Annotated in this window: 13 protein-coding genes; 4 read left to right on the top strand and 9 right to left on the bottom strand. The window is 46.0% G+C overall.

All coding sequences use genetic code 11. The annotated features are described in order from the left end of the window. Positions 1-22: 22 nt before the first annotated feature. Both GR162_RS06290 and GR162_RS06285 read right to left on the bottom strand, forming a co-directional pair. Positions 23-382: a hypothetical protein gene (locus GR162_RS06290; protein ID WP_160781409.1), complete on the bottom strand. Its 360-nt coding sequence runs from the start codon at positions 380-382 to the stop codon at positions 23-25. A gap of 44 nt (positions 383-426) precedes the next feature. Then, on the bottom strand, positions 427-813 hold the full coding sequence (locus GR162_RS06285) for a single-stranded DNA-binding protein (protein WP_160781408.1): 387 nt from the start codon (positions 811-813) through the stop codon (positions 427-429). Positions 814-1,132: 319 nt separating this feature from the next. Between GR162_RS06285 and xseA the strand changes: the two genes are divergently transcribed. Together xseA and xseB are read left to right on the top strand one after the other, a co-directional pair. Next, on the top strand, positions 1,133-2,569 hold the full coding sequence (gene xseA / locus GR162_RS06280; RefSeq protein ID WP_160781407.1) for an exodeoxyribonuclease VII large subunit: 1,437 nt from the start codon (positions 1,133-1,135) through the stop codon (positions 2,567-2,569). Further along, a complete protein-coding gene (gene xseB / locus GR162_RS06275; protein ID WP_237421297.1) occupies positions 2,529-2,753 on the top strand; it encodes an exodeoxyribonuclease VII small subunit in 225 nt (74 codons plus the stop codon). Before xseA ends, xseB begins: the two co-directional genes overlap by 41 nt. Positions 2,754-3,018: 265 nt before the next feature. Here the strand turns inward: xseB and GR162_RS06270 are convergent, their stop codons facing one another. The 6 genes from GR162_RS06270 to dinB form a co-directional block, all read right to left on the bottom strand. Continuing rightward, positions 3,019-5,370: an ATP-dependent helicase gene (locus GR162_RS06270; protein WP_160781406.1), complete on the bottom strand. Its 2,352-nt coding sequence runs from the start codon at positions 5,368-5,370 to the stop codon at positions 3,019-3,021. Between the two features lie 479 nt (positions 5,371-5,849). Continuing rightward, positions 5,850-6,101, bottom strand: coding sequence for a hypothetical protein (locus GR162_RS06265; protein ID WP_160781405.1), 252 nt, complete (start codon positions 6,099-6,101; stop codon positions 5,850-5,852). Between the two features lie 155 nt (positions 6,102-6,256). Then, the gene (locus tag GR162_RS06260; RefSeq protein WP_160781404.1) at positions 6,257-6,562 is read right to left on the bottom strand and encodes a DUF3606 domain-containing protein; all 306 of its coding nucleotides are present in this window, start codon (positions 6,560-6,562) and stop codon (positions 6,257-6,259) included. 186 nt (positions 6,563-6,748) lie between these two features. Then, positions 6,749-7,369 (bottom strand): alpha-ketoglutarate-dependent dioxygenase AlkB, encoded by a 621-nt coding sequence (locus GR162_RS06255; protein WP_160781403.1) that lies wholly within the window; start codon positions 7,367-7,369, stop codon positions 6,749-6,751. A 58-nt stretch (positions 7,370-7,427) separates the two neighbouring features. Continuing rightward, positions 7,428-10,484: a DNA polymerase III subunit alpha gene (locus GR162_RS06250; protein ID WP_160781402.1), complete on the bottom strand. Its 3,057-nt coding sequence runs from the start codon at positions 10,482-10,484 to the stop codon at positions 7,428-7,430. 3 nt (positions 10,485-10,487) lie between these two features. Then, the gene (dinB, locus tag GR162_RS06245) at positions 10,488-11,669 is read right to left on the bottom strand and encodes a DNA polymerase IV (protein ID WP_160781401.1); all 1,182 of its coding nucleotides are present in this window, start codon (positions 11,667-11,669) and stop codon (positions 10,488-10,490) included. A 429-nt stretch (positions 11,670-12,098) separates the two neighbouring features. On the opposite strand from dinB, the gene GR162_RS06240 reads away from it, so the two are divergent. Next, positions 12,099-12,548 (top strand): response regulator, encoded by a 450-nt coding sequence (locus GR162_RS06240; protein ID WP_160781400.1) that lies wholly within the window; start codon positions 12,099-12,101, stop codon positions 12,546-12,548. Positions 12,549-12,845: 297 nt separating this feature from the next. Beyond that, entirely contained in the window at positions 12,846-12,986 is a 141-nt protein-coding gene (locus GR162_RS06235; protein WP_160781399.1) for a hypothetical protein, read from the top strand. A gap of 40 nt (positions 12,987-13,026) precedes the next feature. Here GR162_RS06235 and GR162_RS06230 read toward each other — a convergent pair whose 3' ends face one another. Further along, a complete protein-coding gene (locus tag GR162_RS06230) occupies positions 13,027-13,257 on the bottom strand; it encodes a hypothetical protein (protein WP_160781398.1) in 231 nt (76 codons plus the stop codon). Positions 13,258-13,388: the final 131 nt, after the last annotated feature.

The raw sequence follows: 13,388 nt of genomic DNA, 5'->3' as shown, positions 1-13,388 counted from the left end.
GAAGATATTTAAGATTGAAAATTCACTCAAAGAGCCTTGAATACAGGTCATAGCAGTATTCCTCAAAGCAGAGCCAGCATACAAAAGTGTAGTGCAGGGTCTGAAAACGGTTTTCTATAGGTTCGCCTATAGCTTCCTCGAGTTCGGTGCGGATATTTTCAAGATCATCGATATGTTCGATGTAAAATACTTTGCAGTCATCGTGGTAGATAAATTCGGATATCATCCCGCTGATGCACCCGCCCGTCTGCAGGTCAAGGAAAAAGGATTTCAGCTGTGCCCTGCGCTTGCCGTCATAGGAAGTGATGCTTCGCAGGATAATCTGATTAAAGGCACCGCTTACACGGTATTCGGAATAAGAAGATTTTTGTAAGGCTTTCATAATGTAGTATTTAGGCGTGTATAAAATTTAAAGGCGTGAAAAGTCTAGAAAGGCAGGTCGTCGGGATTCTCCGAAACATCCTGTTTTTTGAGCGCGGCTGCAGGCGCACTATTTTTGCCTTCAGCAAATACGAGTATCTTAATATCGGAGGTGTGAAAGGTCAATGACCCGTGCGCCTGAGCGTCATTTCCGATATAGACATTCAGTCCGATGCGCCCGAAGAGCTGCACCAAAGTCCCTTTTTTGAGCCATTGCGCAAGTCCTGCGCTGAGCCAATACGAGCAGTCTATATAGGTTACAATCTTTTTGGCTTCTGTGCTTCCTTTGGGCTTGTAGCTGTCGTTGACCGCTATGGAGAAGTTCAGCACCTCACGGTTTTCTTTTACCTTAAAAACTGAGGCATCTTTTACAATTCGTCCTGTGATTTCCATGACATAAAATTTTTAGTGAATACTTGTTTGAGTTTTCTTCCCCCGTAGTCCGCAAATGCAATTTTTCAAAAGAAAAAACGGGAAAAAAGAAAGCAAAGAACCAGTGGGCGCAAGGAGCCGGAGTGCTATAAGTCCCGAAGGGCGGCGGGGAGCCGTTATGCGCATGCAGGTGAGGGCGGACACTACTTTGGCTGCCCTTTTAAACCGTTTTGAATTGAAAATCAATCTCTATTTTTTTGTGTTTTTGAGATTCCGCTCCAGAATAGCTACCTTAGCGGCGAGGAAGAAAAAACAAACAGCCAGCAGACCCTAAAAAGATATGGGACCGGAACAGTATATCAGACTCTCACAGCTTAACGACCAGATCCAGGACGCGATCAATGCCCGCTTCAAGGGACAGACGTACTGGGTAGTGGCTGATATCACGAACCATTCCTTCAAGGCCGACAAGAAGATCCATTACTTTGAGCTGGTGGAGAAATCAGCCAGCAGCAGTGCCATTACAGCCAAAATACTGGGCAAGTCATGGGGAGCCGGAGCACTGAAGATCCTTGATTTTGAAATCACAACCGGACAGCGCTTCACCAACAACCTTCATGTGCTGGTGCAGGTGAGCGTGGACTACCATCCGCTGTACGGCCTGTCGGTGAACCTTCTGGATATCGACAGCAATTTCATGCTCGGCATACTGGAGCAGCAGCGCAATGCCACGCTGGCAAGACTTGTAAAGGATAATGATTTCATACACAAAGAGGGAGAACTGTATTCCACTCTAAACAGCCGTCTGAAGCTTCCTGCGGTCATCCAGAGAGTTGCGGTAATCTCTTCAAGCAGTTCAGCGGGAAACGAGGATTTCCGACACACGATGCAGCACAATGATTTCGGCTATGTTTTCCAGATCGATGACTATCATACCGTTGTCCAGGGGGACAATAACGCCAAACTGTTCCTAAACAAGCTTATCGAGGTCTACAATACAGGGATTCCCTATGATGCCGTTGTCATTGCAAGGGGAGGCGGGTCGCAGTCGGATTTCCTGATTTTTGACAACTACAATATCGGAAGGGCTGTCGCCAAGTTTCCCATACCCGTGATAACCGGAATCGGGCACCAGAAAAACGTCAGCATCACCGATCTTATGGCGCATACCCATACCAAAACCCCGACCAAGGCGGCGGAGTTCATCATAGCGCACAACCGCAGTTTTGAGCAGCAAATACTCTCCCTGCAAAGGACCATAGCCATGAAATCGCAGCAGCTTTTCCTCGGCTATTACAAAGAGCTCAGCGAGCTCAAAAGCACAATCAGCCATAATGCAAGGGAACTGATTGCCGCGCAGAAGGAAGAGCTGATGCTTAAAAAGCAGCATATTTCGCAGGCAAGCAGGAGTACACTGGCAAAAGAAAAGCAGAGCCTGCTGCTGACTGCCCAAAAAACACTGCAAAGGCCGCAGAGCATCATCCAGCAGCAAAACAGTGACCTGCAGCATTTAAAAGGCAATCTGAAAATCTTTACCACACAGTACCTGCGAAGCCGCAGACTACAATTGGAGGATCACCAGAAAACCATAAAATTGCTGTCCCCGCAGAATGTACTGAAAAGAGGGTATGCCGTGATACGGAAAAACAACAAAATTGCAAACGGGGCAGAGAACATACAAGAAGGAGAGGAAATAGAAATAGTAGTAAAGGATGCCATACTGAAAAGTACGGTCAATGAAAAAATACAATACGATGGAAAACACACTGACTTATGAGGCTGCAGCCAAGGAACTGGCTTTGATTGCAAAAGAAATGGAAGACGAGACGATCTCTGTGGACGAGCTGGCGGCCAAAGTAAAAAGGGCATCAGAGCTCATCGAGTTCTGCCAGGCAAAACTAAAATCGACGGAGGCTGAAGTGGCCAAAATCATCAGCGGGATGGAGAACTCCAAGGAGTAAAAACGGCGCCTGCATACTAAAAAGGCATTTTCGGCCGTTATAGTATCAGATATAAGCCGATCAAGCGCCTGCATACTTACTATTGTGCAGAACCAATACAAGCCGAAAAACGTACAAAAGCCCAGCCGCTGATAACAGCACTGGGCTTTTGCATTGATAATGATCAAACAAAAAAATAAACTAAAAAGCTAAAAATAAACAGAGAAGGTAAAAGATAAATAAACAGAGAAGCTAAAAAATAAATAAAAGCGAATCTTAAGGTTTCTTAAAGCTTCCACCACTTTTTTGCATCCTTCTTGTCTTTTTGAGTATTTTTATCCGGCTCCGCATCAAAAACAGTATCAGACGGAAACTCCGGATTGTCCTTCATTTCCAGTGCAGGGTCCTGCCCAATAGGGTCAGGGGCTGTTTTCAGATGCTCGGCAAGCTGCAGAAGTTCCTTCGGCCCTTCAGAATCACCGCTGTCCTCGGAAAAGGCGGTCAGATGCCTGAAGCCGAAATCGATGGGCTTTACTTTTCCGATATCGAAAAAATCCACCAGATATTCCTTTTTCTCCAGATTTACCGTCTGTATTCTTCCTTTGTTCCAGACTGGGTGCAGGACCATATCGCCTTCGCTGAAGGCCGTGCTTTCCAAAGGCTGTGCAGCGGCAGGATTGTTTCTGCTGTTTTCTATGATCTGCTGGGAGAGCACACCTTTTCGGACATAGAATTCCTCCTTGATTTCAAAAAGGAACCTTGAAGGGTATTTGTTGAGTCCAGTGGTAAAATTAAAGCCTTCCGAATCGGTCATATAGAATCGTTTTTCAGCGCGGGTAACGGCCACATACATGAGCCTTCTTTCTTCCTCAATGGCGCGTGCCCTTCTTTCCTTGAGAGACAGTGCGCTTGGCAGCACGCCTTCGGTGAAGCCGCATAGGAATACATATGGAAATTCAAGCCCTTTGGAAATGTGGATGGTCATCAATTTGACCTTGTCCTGATTGTCGGTGTCGGCATCCAGATCGGTATACAGCGATACTTCCTGCAGGTATTCGATAATGTCCACCGGAGCATTGTTTTCCTTTTCCAGCAGCAGCATTGAATTTACAAGCTCCTTGATGTTCTCCAGCCTGTCCTCGTCGCCGTCTTTGCGGTAGAGTTCGGAAAGCCCGCTTTTGTCGAGTATGATCTTCACAAGGTCTGATATGGATTTTGTCTTGGCAGTCTCACGAAGTCCATCTATCAGCTCCAGAAATTCAACAGCGCCTTTTTTTGCCAGTTCCTTGTCGGTGATATTGTTTTCCAGCGCCTGAAAAAGCGAGAGGTTCTGTTCACCTGCCAGAAGGCTGAGCCTTTCAAGGAATTTTTTGCCAAGCCCCCTTGACGGGTGGTTGTGCATGCGCAGGAAAGAGAAATTGTCTCCCTGTACAATGAGCCTCAACAGGGAGAGCACGTCCTTGATCTCTTTTCTTTCAAAGAAACGGATGCCCCCAAAAATGGCGTAGGGAATATTGTCCTTGATCAGCGCCTGCTCGATGTTTCTGGAAAGATGGCTGGAGCGGTACAGTATGGTGATGTCCGAGTATGAAGCCTGCTCGGCCTGCAGTATCTCCTTGATTTCAGCGGCTATCCACCGGCTTTCCTCAAAGTCATTCTTTCCGTGAAAGTGCACCACCTCAAAGCCTTCAGGCTTGTCGGTTATCATATCCTTGTCCACCCTTACCGTATTGTTCTTGATGATGTGGTTTCCGATCTTCAGGATATTGGGCGTGGAGCGGTAATTGCGGTTCATGATGATGGTCTGCGTATCAGGGAACATGGTGTCAAATTCCACCAGATATTCGGGTTTGGCACCGCGCCACTCGTAGATGGTCTGGTCGGGATCCCCGACAAGAAAAAGGTTCTGGTGCAGACGCGAGAGCATTTCCACCAGATGGAACTGGTTCTCGGAGCTGTCCTGCGCCTCATCCACCTGAATGTAATGCAGGTTTTCCTGCCATTTCAAAAGCACATCGGGATTGTTGTCCAGAATAAAAGCCGTGAAATGGATCAGATCGTCAAAATCCAAGGCATAGTTGCGTTTGAGCTTGTCCAGATAGATCTGGAAGATACGGCTGGAAAGCGAATCGCTTTGGTCGGGTTCAAAGCCTTTATTTTCAAGGATGTATCCCAGGTAACTTGAAGTGCTTTTCTGCTTGGATATAAAGCGCAGCACCTGTTTGAAGGTCAGGTGTTTGGAATTGATCTGAAGCTCGTTGAAAATATCGCGCAGTATGCTTTTCTGGTCTTCGGCGTCCAGTATGATAAAGTTCTTCGGGTAATGTATCTTGTTGATCTCCTCGCGCAGAAACCTTACGCAGAAGCCATGATAGGTCGTGATGAAAGCCAGGTCATAGGTATCGCCGATGAGCGCCTTGACACGTCTTTTCATTTCCTGGGCGGCCTTGTTGGTAAAGGTAACGCAGAGTATATTGGAAGAGTTTATTCCAAGCCTGTCCACAATATAGGCAAAGCGGGAGGTAAGCGCCTTTGTTTTACCGGATCCCGCACCCGCAATAACACGCACGTATCCTTCTGTGGTCTTCACTGCCTGGAGCTGGCTGGGATTAAGGTTTTCTAGAATTGGGTCGTTCATTTTCTGCAGCAATTTTTTTTTGGTCACGTTTATTTCAAAACAGGCAGACCAATACCTGTTATGCAAATTTAGGCAATTATTTCCAAGCCGTACCGAAGGCTTAAATAGAATTATGTTTTTGTATAAAACCGACTTAAATGTTGTTGTAAAATATTTATATAGTGGATTTTATGCTGTTTTATCTAAACTGTCTGTTTATTGTATAATACACATCAAAACACAGAAAGCGGAATAGAAAAAGGTGAGGCAAAATAAAAATCCTGAAGAGAACCTGCAGCCAATATGGCCACTAAATTCTCTTCAAGATCTTATTTCATTCTTAAGATTTCCAATCGGTATGATCTTGTCCTCTTAAGTCATTTCAATGCGGTTTACGCTGCTTATTTATGATAAGTCTGATTCCTGTTCAAAAAACAGTTTTACATCCGTCACAGGGCATAAAACCGCTTTAACCTAAGAAGCACTCAAAACTCAAGGAATCAATTATCCTCTTCCTCGTCATCCTCAACGGCTTTTTCCTCGTCAAGGGTTCTTCTGTCAGCATCGGGATCACGCTCATCCGGACGTGGATTGGCGTGCTCTGAGGCATCGCTGTGAATTCCGGTGGCATCATTCTCGTGCTGGTTGATGGCCGGATCTTTTTTCTCCAAAAGTTCTGAATTTATGGAATCATCTGCAGCGTGGTAAGTACGTTCATCCTGATCGTATCTATCCTGATTTTCTCTAGACATAATCTTCTTTTTTTTAGTGTTATATTAAAATTTGACAAAGTATTCAATGGTTTGATTTGTAGTGCTTTAATCTATTATTGCTAGTGTAAAACTTTAATGCCGATAATTAAAGAAAAAATGAAACTATAAATCATTGAATACTGTTTTTTAAAAGCTTAAAGCTGCGATAATTTTGAAGGGTCCGTTGCCTCTCCAATGCTTTTCCCTTCGGAATTATGATGGGCATCATCATGCCACGGTCCGTCTTTCAGACGAACTGATTCCGATGCGCTTTCCCTTGAAGGTGGATTCTCGCCAAGATGTCCGGTCACTTCTTCTACCGTTGTGCCGGCCGCCCTTACGGCATCTTTTAAGATCTCTTCAGGCACATTGAGCTTTTCTGCCCACTGCTGTATTTCGTTTTGATCGGAGATATCGATATGGCTATTTTCCTCTTGTCCTGTTCTGTTTATATTTTCCATGATTCTTAATTTTAATGGTTTATCCAAAGTTACCATGAGCAGCAAACAGAGCTGTTATATTATAAAACAGGATTTTTATAGGATTGCTATGATTTTCAATGTATTGGAATCGCTATGTAAACCGATGGATCAAGGACATCAAGCATAAAAAAATAAGAACGTTCATAAACAAATACAGTAAAACCTCTATGCTTCCCTGACCTGTCGGAAGGTAAGATTGATCCTTGGCAGGACAGGACGGGCGGTCTTAGGTACCTGATGCTCCCAGTAGGTATTGGTATGGCCTGCCATGAGCAGAAAGGTCCCGTGGTGCAGCGGGATTTCTATCGGCGCAATATGTTTGAGTGTTTTATGGCGCAGTCGGAACAGTCGCGTTTCCCCGAAAGTCACAGAAGCGATGTTCATGTCCTTGTTGCTTGAAGAAGTCTTGTCGCTGTGCCATCCCACGCCGTCAGTTCCGTCCCTGTAGAGATTGAGCAGCACGGCGTTAAAGTTTATGCAGGTTTCCTTTTCCACACGCTCCCTGATCTGGAGCAGCTCCAAAGGCCAGTCGGGATTGGATCTGCGCTCAGGCCTGCCCGAATCCCCGTACCATGAGATCATGCGGGGAGCCGTGACCACCTTGTCGTACATCGGCATTTCATATTCCCTCCACTGGGTGCCATGGTATAAGACATTGTAGTAATGATCGGATTCGGCTTTGCTGAAAAAATTATCAATCAGCAGCAGGTCGGCATCAGGGGCGTCAAATATTCTTCTGCCGCCATTGCCCGATGAAAAAATTTCGGTATCATCAAAAAGCATCATCTTCTTTATTTTTTTAGTTCATACTCATGCTGCAGCCGTAAAGCCGAAAAACAGCCTGTCAATTGCTCATCTTAAGCCTTGGAATATTGATTTCATGTTCCTGCGGATAGGGCGCACGATGGGTCATGCTCACATCTTCGCGTATTTTCTGCTGCGTCCTGTATTTCCAGTCGTTCTCATGCTCGTAGCGCGGATCCGGTATAAAGGGCATCTTGGCCATTTTGGTGACCGTTATGGTCGGGAAATGATAATCCACCTCAACATTTCCCAGCAAGAGGTAGCATCCGCCTCCCTGAAAAGGATATAGGGCAAGGCTGTCGGTAAAATGCGCCGTATCAAAAAGCTGCCCTTCAGCATCTATCCAGGTCCCGAAATACATAGCGCCCATCTTTGTGGGCACATGCTTGCGAGATATCAGATAGGCCAGCATGCGCACCTGTTTTTTATGATGGTCCAAAAGATCCTTTGCCATCACATTGCCCCTGAAAGGGGTCTGAAGCAGGTCAAAAGGGGAACAGGAGACAGGAAAGCCCAGCAGCTCGATCTCATCAAAGGCATCTTCAAAAGCGGAGCGTTCCAGCTCGGGAAGCACAAACTCCTTTACAGGCTCCTGAAGAAGTATTGGGGTGCGGTTCTCAGGCTTGAAGTTTACCAGAATCAGACGGGCAATAACCAGCAGCTGGTTTTTTGTTTTCCCAGTGAACCGGAATGCGCCTATGAAAATCAGGATCTGTATGGCCTCAATGCCAATGGGGATGCGGTTGATGAAATCCTCCAGTGACTTGTAAAGCCCGTTTCTTTCCCTTTCCTGCTGAATCAGAAGGGCTGTTTTGGATTCAAGGCTCTGCAGGTGCATGAAACCCAGATATACATCAGAACCATACAGGGTGGTTTCAAATTCGCTTCTGTTCACGCAGGGATTGTGGATCACGGCACCTGACATTCTGGCCTCATGCACATACACTTCGGTGCGGTAGAAACCGCCCTGATTGTTGATCACCGCCACCATAAATTCGATGGGATAATGCACCTTCAGATACAGGCTCTGATAGCTTTCCACGGCATAGGAGGCAGAGTGTGCCTTGCAGAAGGAATAGCCGGCAAAGGACTCGATCTGGCGGTATATTTCCTGGCTGAGCGCCATGGGATGCCCCTGTGCCTGGCAGGATGCAAAGAAATTGTCCTTTACCTTCTGCAATGCCGCTTTTGAACGTCCTTTTCCCGACATGGCACGGCGCAGGATATCCCCGTCGGCAGCCGGAAGCCCGCCGTAATGCAGGGCAATTTTGATCACATCTTCCTGATATACCATAATGCCATAGGTTTCCCCGAGCTGCTCTTCGAACACCGGATGGAAATATTCAAACCTGTCGGGATGATTGTGCCTGAAGATATACTCTTTCATCATTCCAGACTGCGCCACTCCGGGACGGATGATGGAGGAGGCGGCCACAAGGGTTTTGTAGTTGTCGCATTTCAGGCGGCGCAGCAGCCCCCGCATGGCAGGGCTCTCGATATAAAAACAGCCTATGGTCTTTCCCATTGACAGATAGCTGTTACAGCTTTTCTCGTCCTTTGAAATCGTGGTGTCACGGATATTGAGCCGCAGTCCCCGGTTTTTCTCAATAAGCTTAACGCTGTCGTCAATATGTCCGATCCCGCGCTGGCTCAGGATGTCAAACTTTTCAAGCCCTATATCTTCCGCCGTATGCATATCAAAAAGCACTATGGGAAATCCTTTGGGTGGCATCTCCAGCACGGAATAATTGGTGATGGGCTCCTCGGAAATCAGGATCCCGCACGAATGCATGCTTCTCTGGTTGGGGTATTTCTCCAGCATCATGCCGTACTGCTGCACTTCGCGGACCACTTCATTTGCAGGATGCAGGGTCATCGGGTTTTTGGCCAAGGCATCAAGTTCTTCTTTTGGAAGCCCGAAAACCTTGCCCACCTCACGGAATATGGAGCGGTATTTGAATTCCACATTGGTGCCGCAGAAAGCCACATGTTCACAGCCGTAACGGGAAAAGATATATTCCAGGATCACGTCGCGTTCCTTCCAGCTCCAGTCGATATCAAAATCGGGAGGGCTTTTGCGGTTCAGGTTCAGAAAACGCTCAAAATACAGGTCCAGCTCCAAGGGACAGATATCGGTGATGCCAAGGCAGTAGGCGATGATGCTGTTGGCGCCGCTTCCGCGTCCTATATGCAGAAACCCCTGGGAATTGCTGAAACGGATGATATCCCATGTGATGAGGAAATAGCCGCTGAATTCCAGCTGGTCAATTACTTTTAGCTCCCGGAACATCCTTGATTTTGCTTCTGCATTGTTTTTTCCGTAGCGCCATTCCAGCCCCTGCTGGGCAAGGGTGGTCAGAAGCTGTATGTCGTCCTTTTTGTTATTGGTATAGTATTTCTTGTTTTTAGGCGTTTTGAAATCAAACTCAAAATCGCACTGCCCAATAATCATTTCCGTATTGGAAATGATCTGCGGATAGTCTTCATAACATTTTACGATCCTCTCCGGATCCACCATAACCTCTGTCTGCCTGCAGTGATCTGATGCAGAAAGGCGCGAAAGGATTACGTTCAGATCAACAGCCCGCAGTATCTTATGCAGCTTGAATTCCGTTTTAGTACGGAAGGTAATAGGCTGGAGTATGACCATCTTGTCTATTCTGGTCTTCCAGCCGCTCAGCACCAGTGTCGGGCGCTGTTCGGGGCGCAGGCCGATGAATTCGTGTTCCTTTAGAACGGCTGGCACATTCTCCAGAGGATAGATTATAAAAACATTTTCAAAGTCGGGAGCGGATAAAGGAAGCGGGGTATTCTCAAAATTATGGCGGGTCAGGAAACGGTTTATCTCGGCAAGGCCTGCCGCATTTTTTGCCAGCCCTATATAGCGCAGCTCATGTCCTGAGCGGAATTCCATCCCGACAACAGGCTTGATGCCCGCAGCTTGGCATCCCTTTATGAAATCATAGATTCCTGTAACGGTATTGATATCAGTGAGTGCCATAGCCTTGACACCCAAAGCTGATGCCTTGGATATCAGGTCCTCAAGCGGTATGGTGCCATAACGCAGGGAGTGGAAGGAATGGCAGTTGAGATACATGATTTATTTTTTGCGTTTTAAAATTTCGTCTTTGGTATTGGGCTTAAAGGAAGCCCCGGCGCACCGCATCACCGCATCAAAACCGTAACGGTTTTTCATCCGGTCCATGGCCTGGTAGAGCGCCAGCATTTCTTCGGTATCATTGAAGAGGTCAATCTGGTAGGTTCCGCGCACCAGTCCGCTGAAACGCACGCCGATAAGGCGCAGGCGCATACGGCGCTGGTAGAGCTTGTCAAAAAGATCCATTGCGGTCTGGGTCAGCAGGTGGTCGGCAGAGGTATACTGGACCCTGCACTGCTTGGTTTCGGTGTCAAAATTGGCATACCTGATCTTGACTGTGACGGTCGAGGTCAGCCACTGTTCGGAACGCAGCTGATAGGAAAGCTTCTCAACCATCCCAAGGATAACCCTTCCAAGCTTGTCGATGTCGATTGTATCCTGCGAAAAAGTATGTTCGGTGGAGATCGACTTTCTTTCCGTGTAAGGTTCTACGGGATTGTTGTCAATGCCGTTTGCTTTTTTCCATAGTTCGATCCCGTTTTGTCCGATCATGCGCTGCAGGGCTTCGGCCGGCATTTCAGAAAGGGTCTTGATGGTGCGTATCCCGATGCGGGACAGCAGCTGGAAGGTCTTGTCGCCCACCATCGGTATTTTGCGCACCGAGAGCGGGTTTAAAAATGACTGCACCAGATGCTCGGGGATCTCGAGATTCTGCTTCTGTTTTCCTTCACCGGTGCCGATCTTGGATACCGTTTTATTAATCGAAAGGGCAAAGGTGAGGGGAAGCCCCGTTTCCTTTGTAATGCGCTGCGCCAGCTCATCGGTCCATTTGTAACTTCCGTAAAATTTGTCCATTCCGGTGATGTCCAGATAGAATTCGTCAATAGATGCTTTTTCCACCACAGGTGCTTTTTCCTGAATGATTTCGGTCACGTCATGGGAAAGCCTTGAATAGAGTTCCATATCGCCTTTCATGACTTTGGCCTGCGGGCACAGCCTGAGCGCCATCTGAATGGGCATGGCAGAGCGCACCCCGAAACGGCGCGCCTCATAGGAGCAGGAAGCCACAACGCCCCGTTCGCCGCCGCCGATAATCAGCGGAATGCCGTTGAGCTCGGAATTGGTAAGCCTTTCGCAGGAGACGAAAAACGTGTTCATGTCGATGTGTACAATTGCCCGGTTCATAATCTTGATCATTTTATACTTATCAAAATTAGTACAGTCAATAACAATTTTTAAAAATAAAATGTTCTAAATAATAACAAAATTCAAAAATCCCTATTTTCAGGGCATTCGAAAAACGGCTTTTTGATGCATAAGCCGCTTTATTCAGAATTTTCAGAGGAGAGGATAATCAAAGAAAAGCTTGTGCTTATTTGAAGATTATTGTGTGCTGTTTTTGTTTTTTATTCAATGGAATCGGCAGATCGTTTGAAAAAGCTCAATTATTGCGCCTGTAATGGTGTTTATTTGAGTAAAATTCGTACATTTACAAGCTGTCAACCGCTCCACGGATATAATTCAACCGTTTATCGATTTACAAAAACTTATATTTTATATAGGCTTTTGCAGATTCTTAGACTCTTGTCTTCTGTACTGCAAAAAATATAGGCCATGTCAAAACTCCACGATCCCCATAAAGTCATATTGATAGCTGACGACGATGAAGACGACAGAATGCTGTTTTTGGATGCTGTCGAGGATTTGAATCTGCCTGCTGCCGTAAAGGCTGCCTGCGACGGGCAGGAACTGCTCAATACCCTTGAGAAGACCGCAGACCGCTTGCCTGATATGATCTTCCTGGATATAAATATGCCCATCAAAAATGGATTTGACTGCCTTGCGGAAATCCGCAGCAGGGAAGATGCCCTGAAAGAAGTCAAGATCATAATGCTCTCCACGAGCAAAAACACTGACAATATTGAGCTCTGCCATAAACTCGGCGCTGATTTGTACGCTGTGAAACCCAGCAGTTTTCAGGGGCTGAAGGACCTGCTTCAGAAAGTATTTGAGATTGACTGGAGCAGCATCCAAAAAAGCAGTAACAGATTCCTGCTTACCTAAGCAGTACATCCGCACTATACTTAGGGACAAAAACTTTATCTTTCGGAAAATCACAGATCAATCTGAGAATCCATTGCATCCAAAGTTTAACCTACTTCCGTACTCTTTTTTGATTCAGCCAACCGAAACAAAGAAAATGGAGAATTCAAATTTCTCGTTAAATTCTGCGATCAGAAAATCATAAGCTCCCGCTTAAATAAAATTCGAATTATGATAAATGGAAAGGTAAAGCTGTAAATGTTTCTCCGGCATGCGCAATAATTTTGCGCTTATTCAAATAATTAAAATCACTATATAATGAAAACGCACGAAAAGAAAAGAACCAGTGAAATAGAGAAAGCGCAGGATTCAGTAAAAAGAAAAAGCATGATTATCAATGCAATGGTTTTATCCATACTTTCCTTTATAGCGGTCCTGCTGATTACACAAATCGCCTAAAGTTTTCATCGACACTTATCAAGCTAAAAAAAAACAAACTTTATACCTCTGCCTTCTGTTCTTCCGGAGCGGTGCGCTTGATGAGGAGATAAAAATCTTTAAGATGCCACCAGACGGGACACATTTCCAAAGGGCCGTTGAAAGTCCTGATCCCTGTATAGCAGCTTTTCAAAAATAGCTGGGAATCGGTAATCTTTGCCCAAGGCTTCCAATCCACCTGTAAAGGAGGAGGCGTATTGTCAAAATATCGTTTAATTTCTTCGGGATTCATAAGGCAAAATTAGCCAAAAAACGGAAGTCTGTCAAGATGTAGACCCTATTATGACTGCAATATCTTTAATGTTTCAGCGACGATTTTCTACAGCAGACTGAGCGCCACAGAATTGCCGCCATTGAGATAAA

This window comes from Flavobacterium sp. HBTb2-11-1 (assembly GCF_009826975.1).
Classification (GTDB): domain Bacteria; phylum Bacteroidota; class Bacteroidia; order Flavobacteriales; family Flavobacteriaceae; genus Flavobacterium.
The sequence above is the reverse complement of the archived record's forward strand: the minus strand, read 5'-3'. Positions and strand labels throughout refer to the sequence as shown.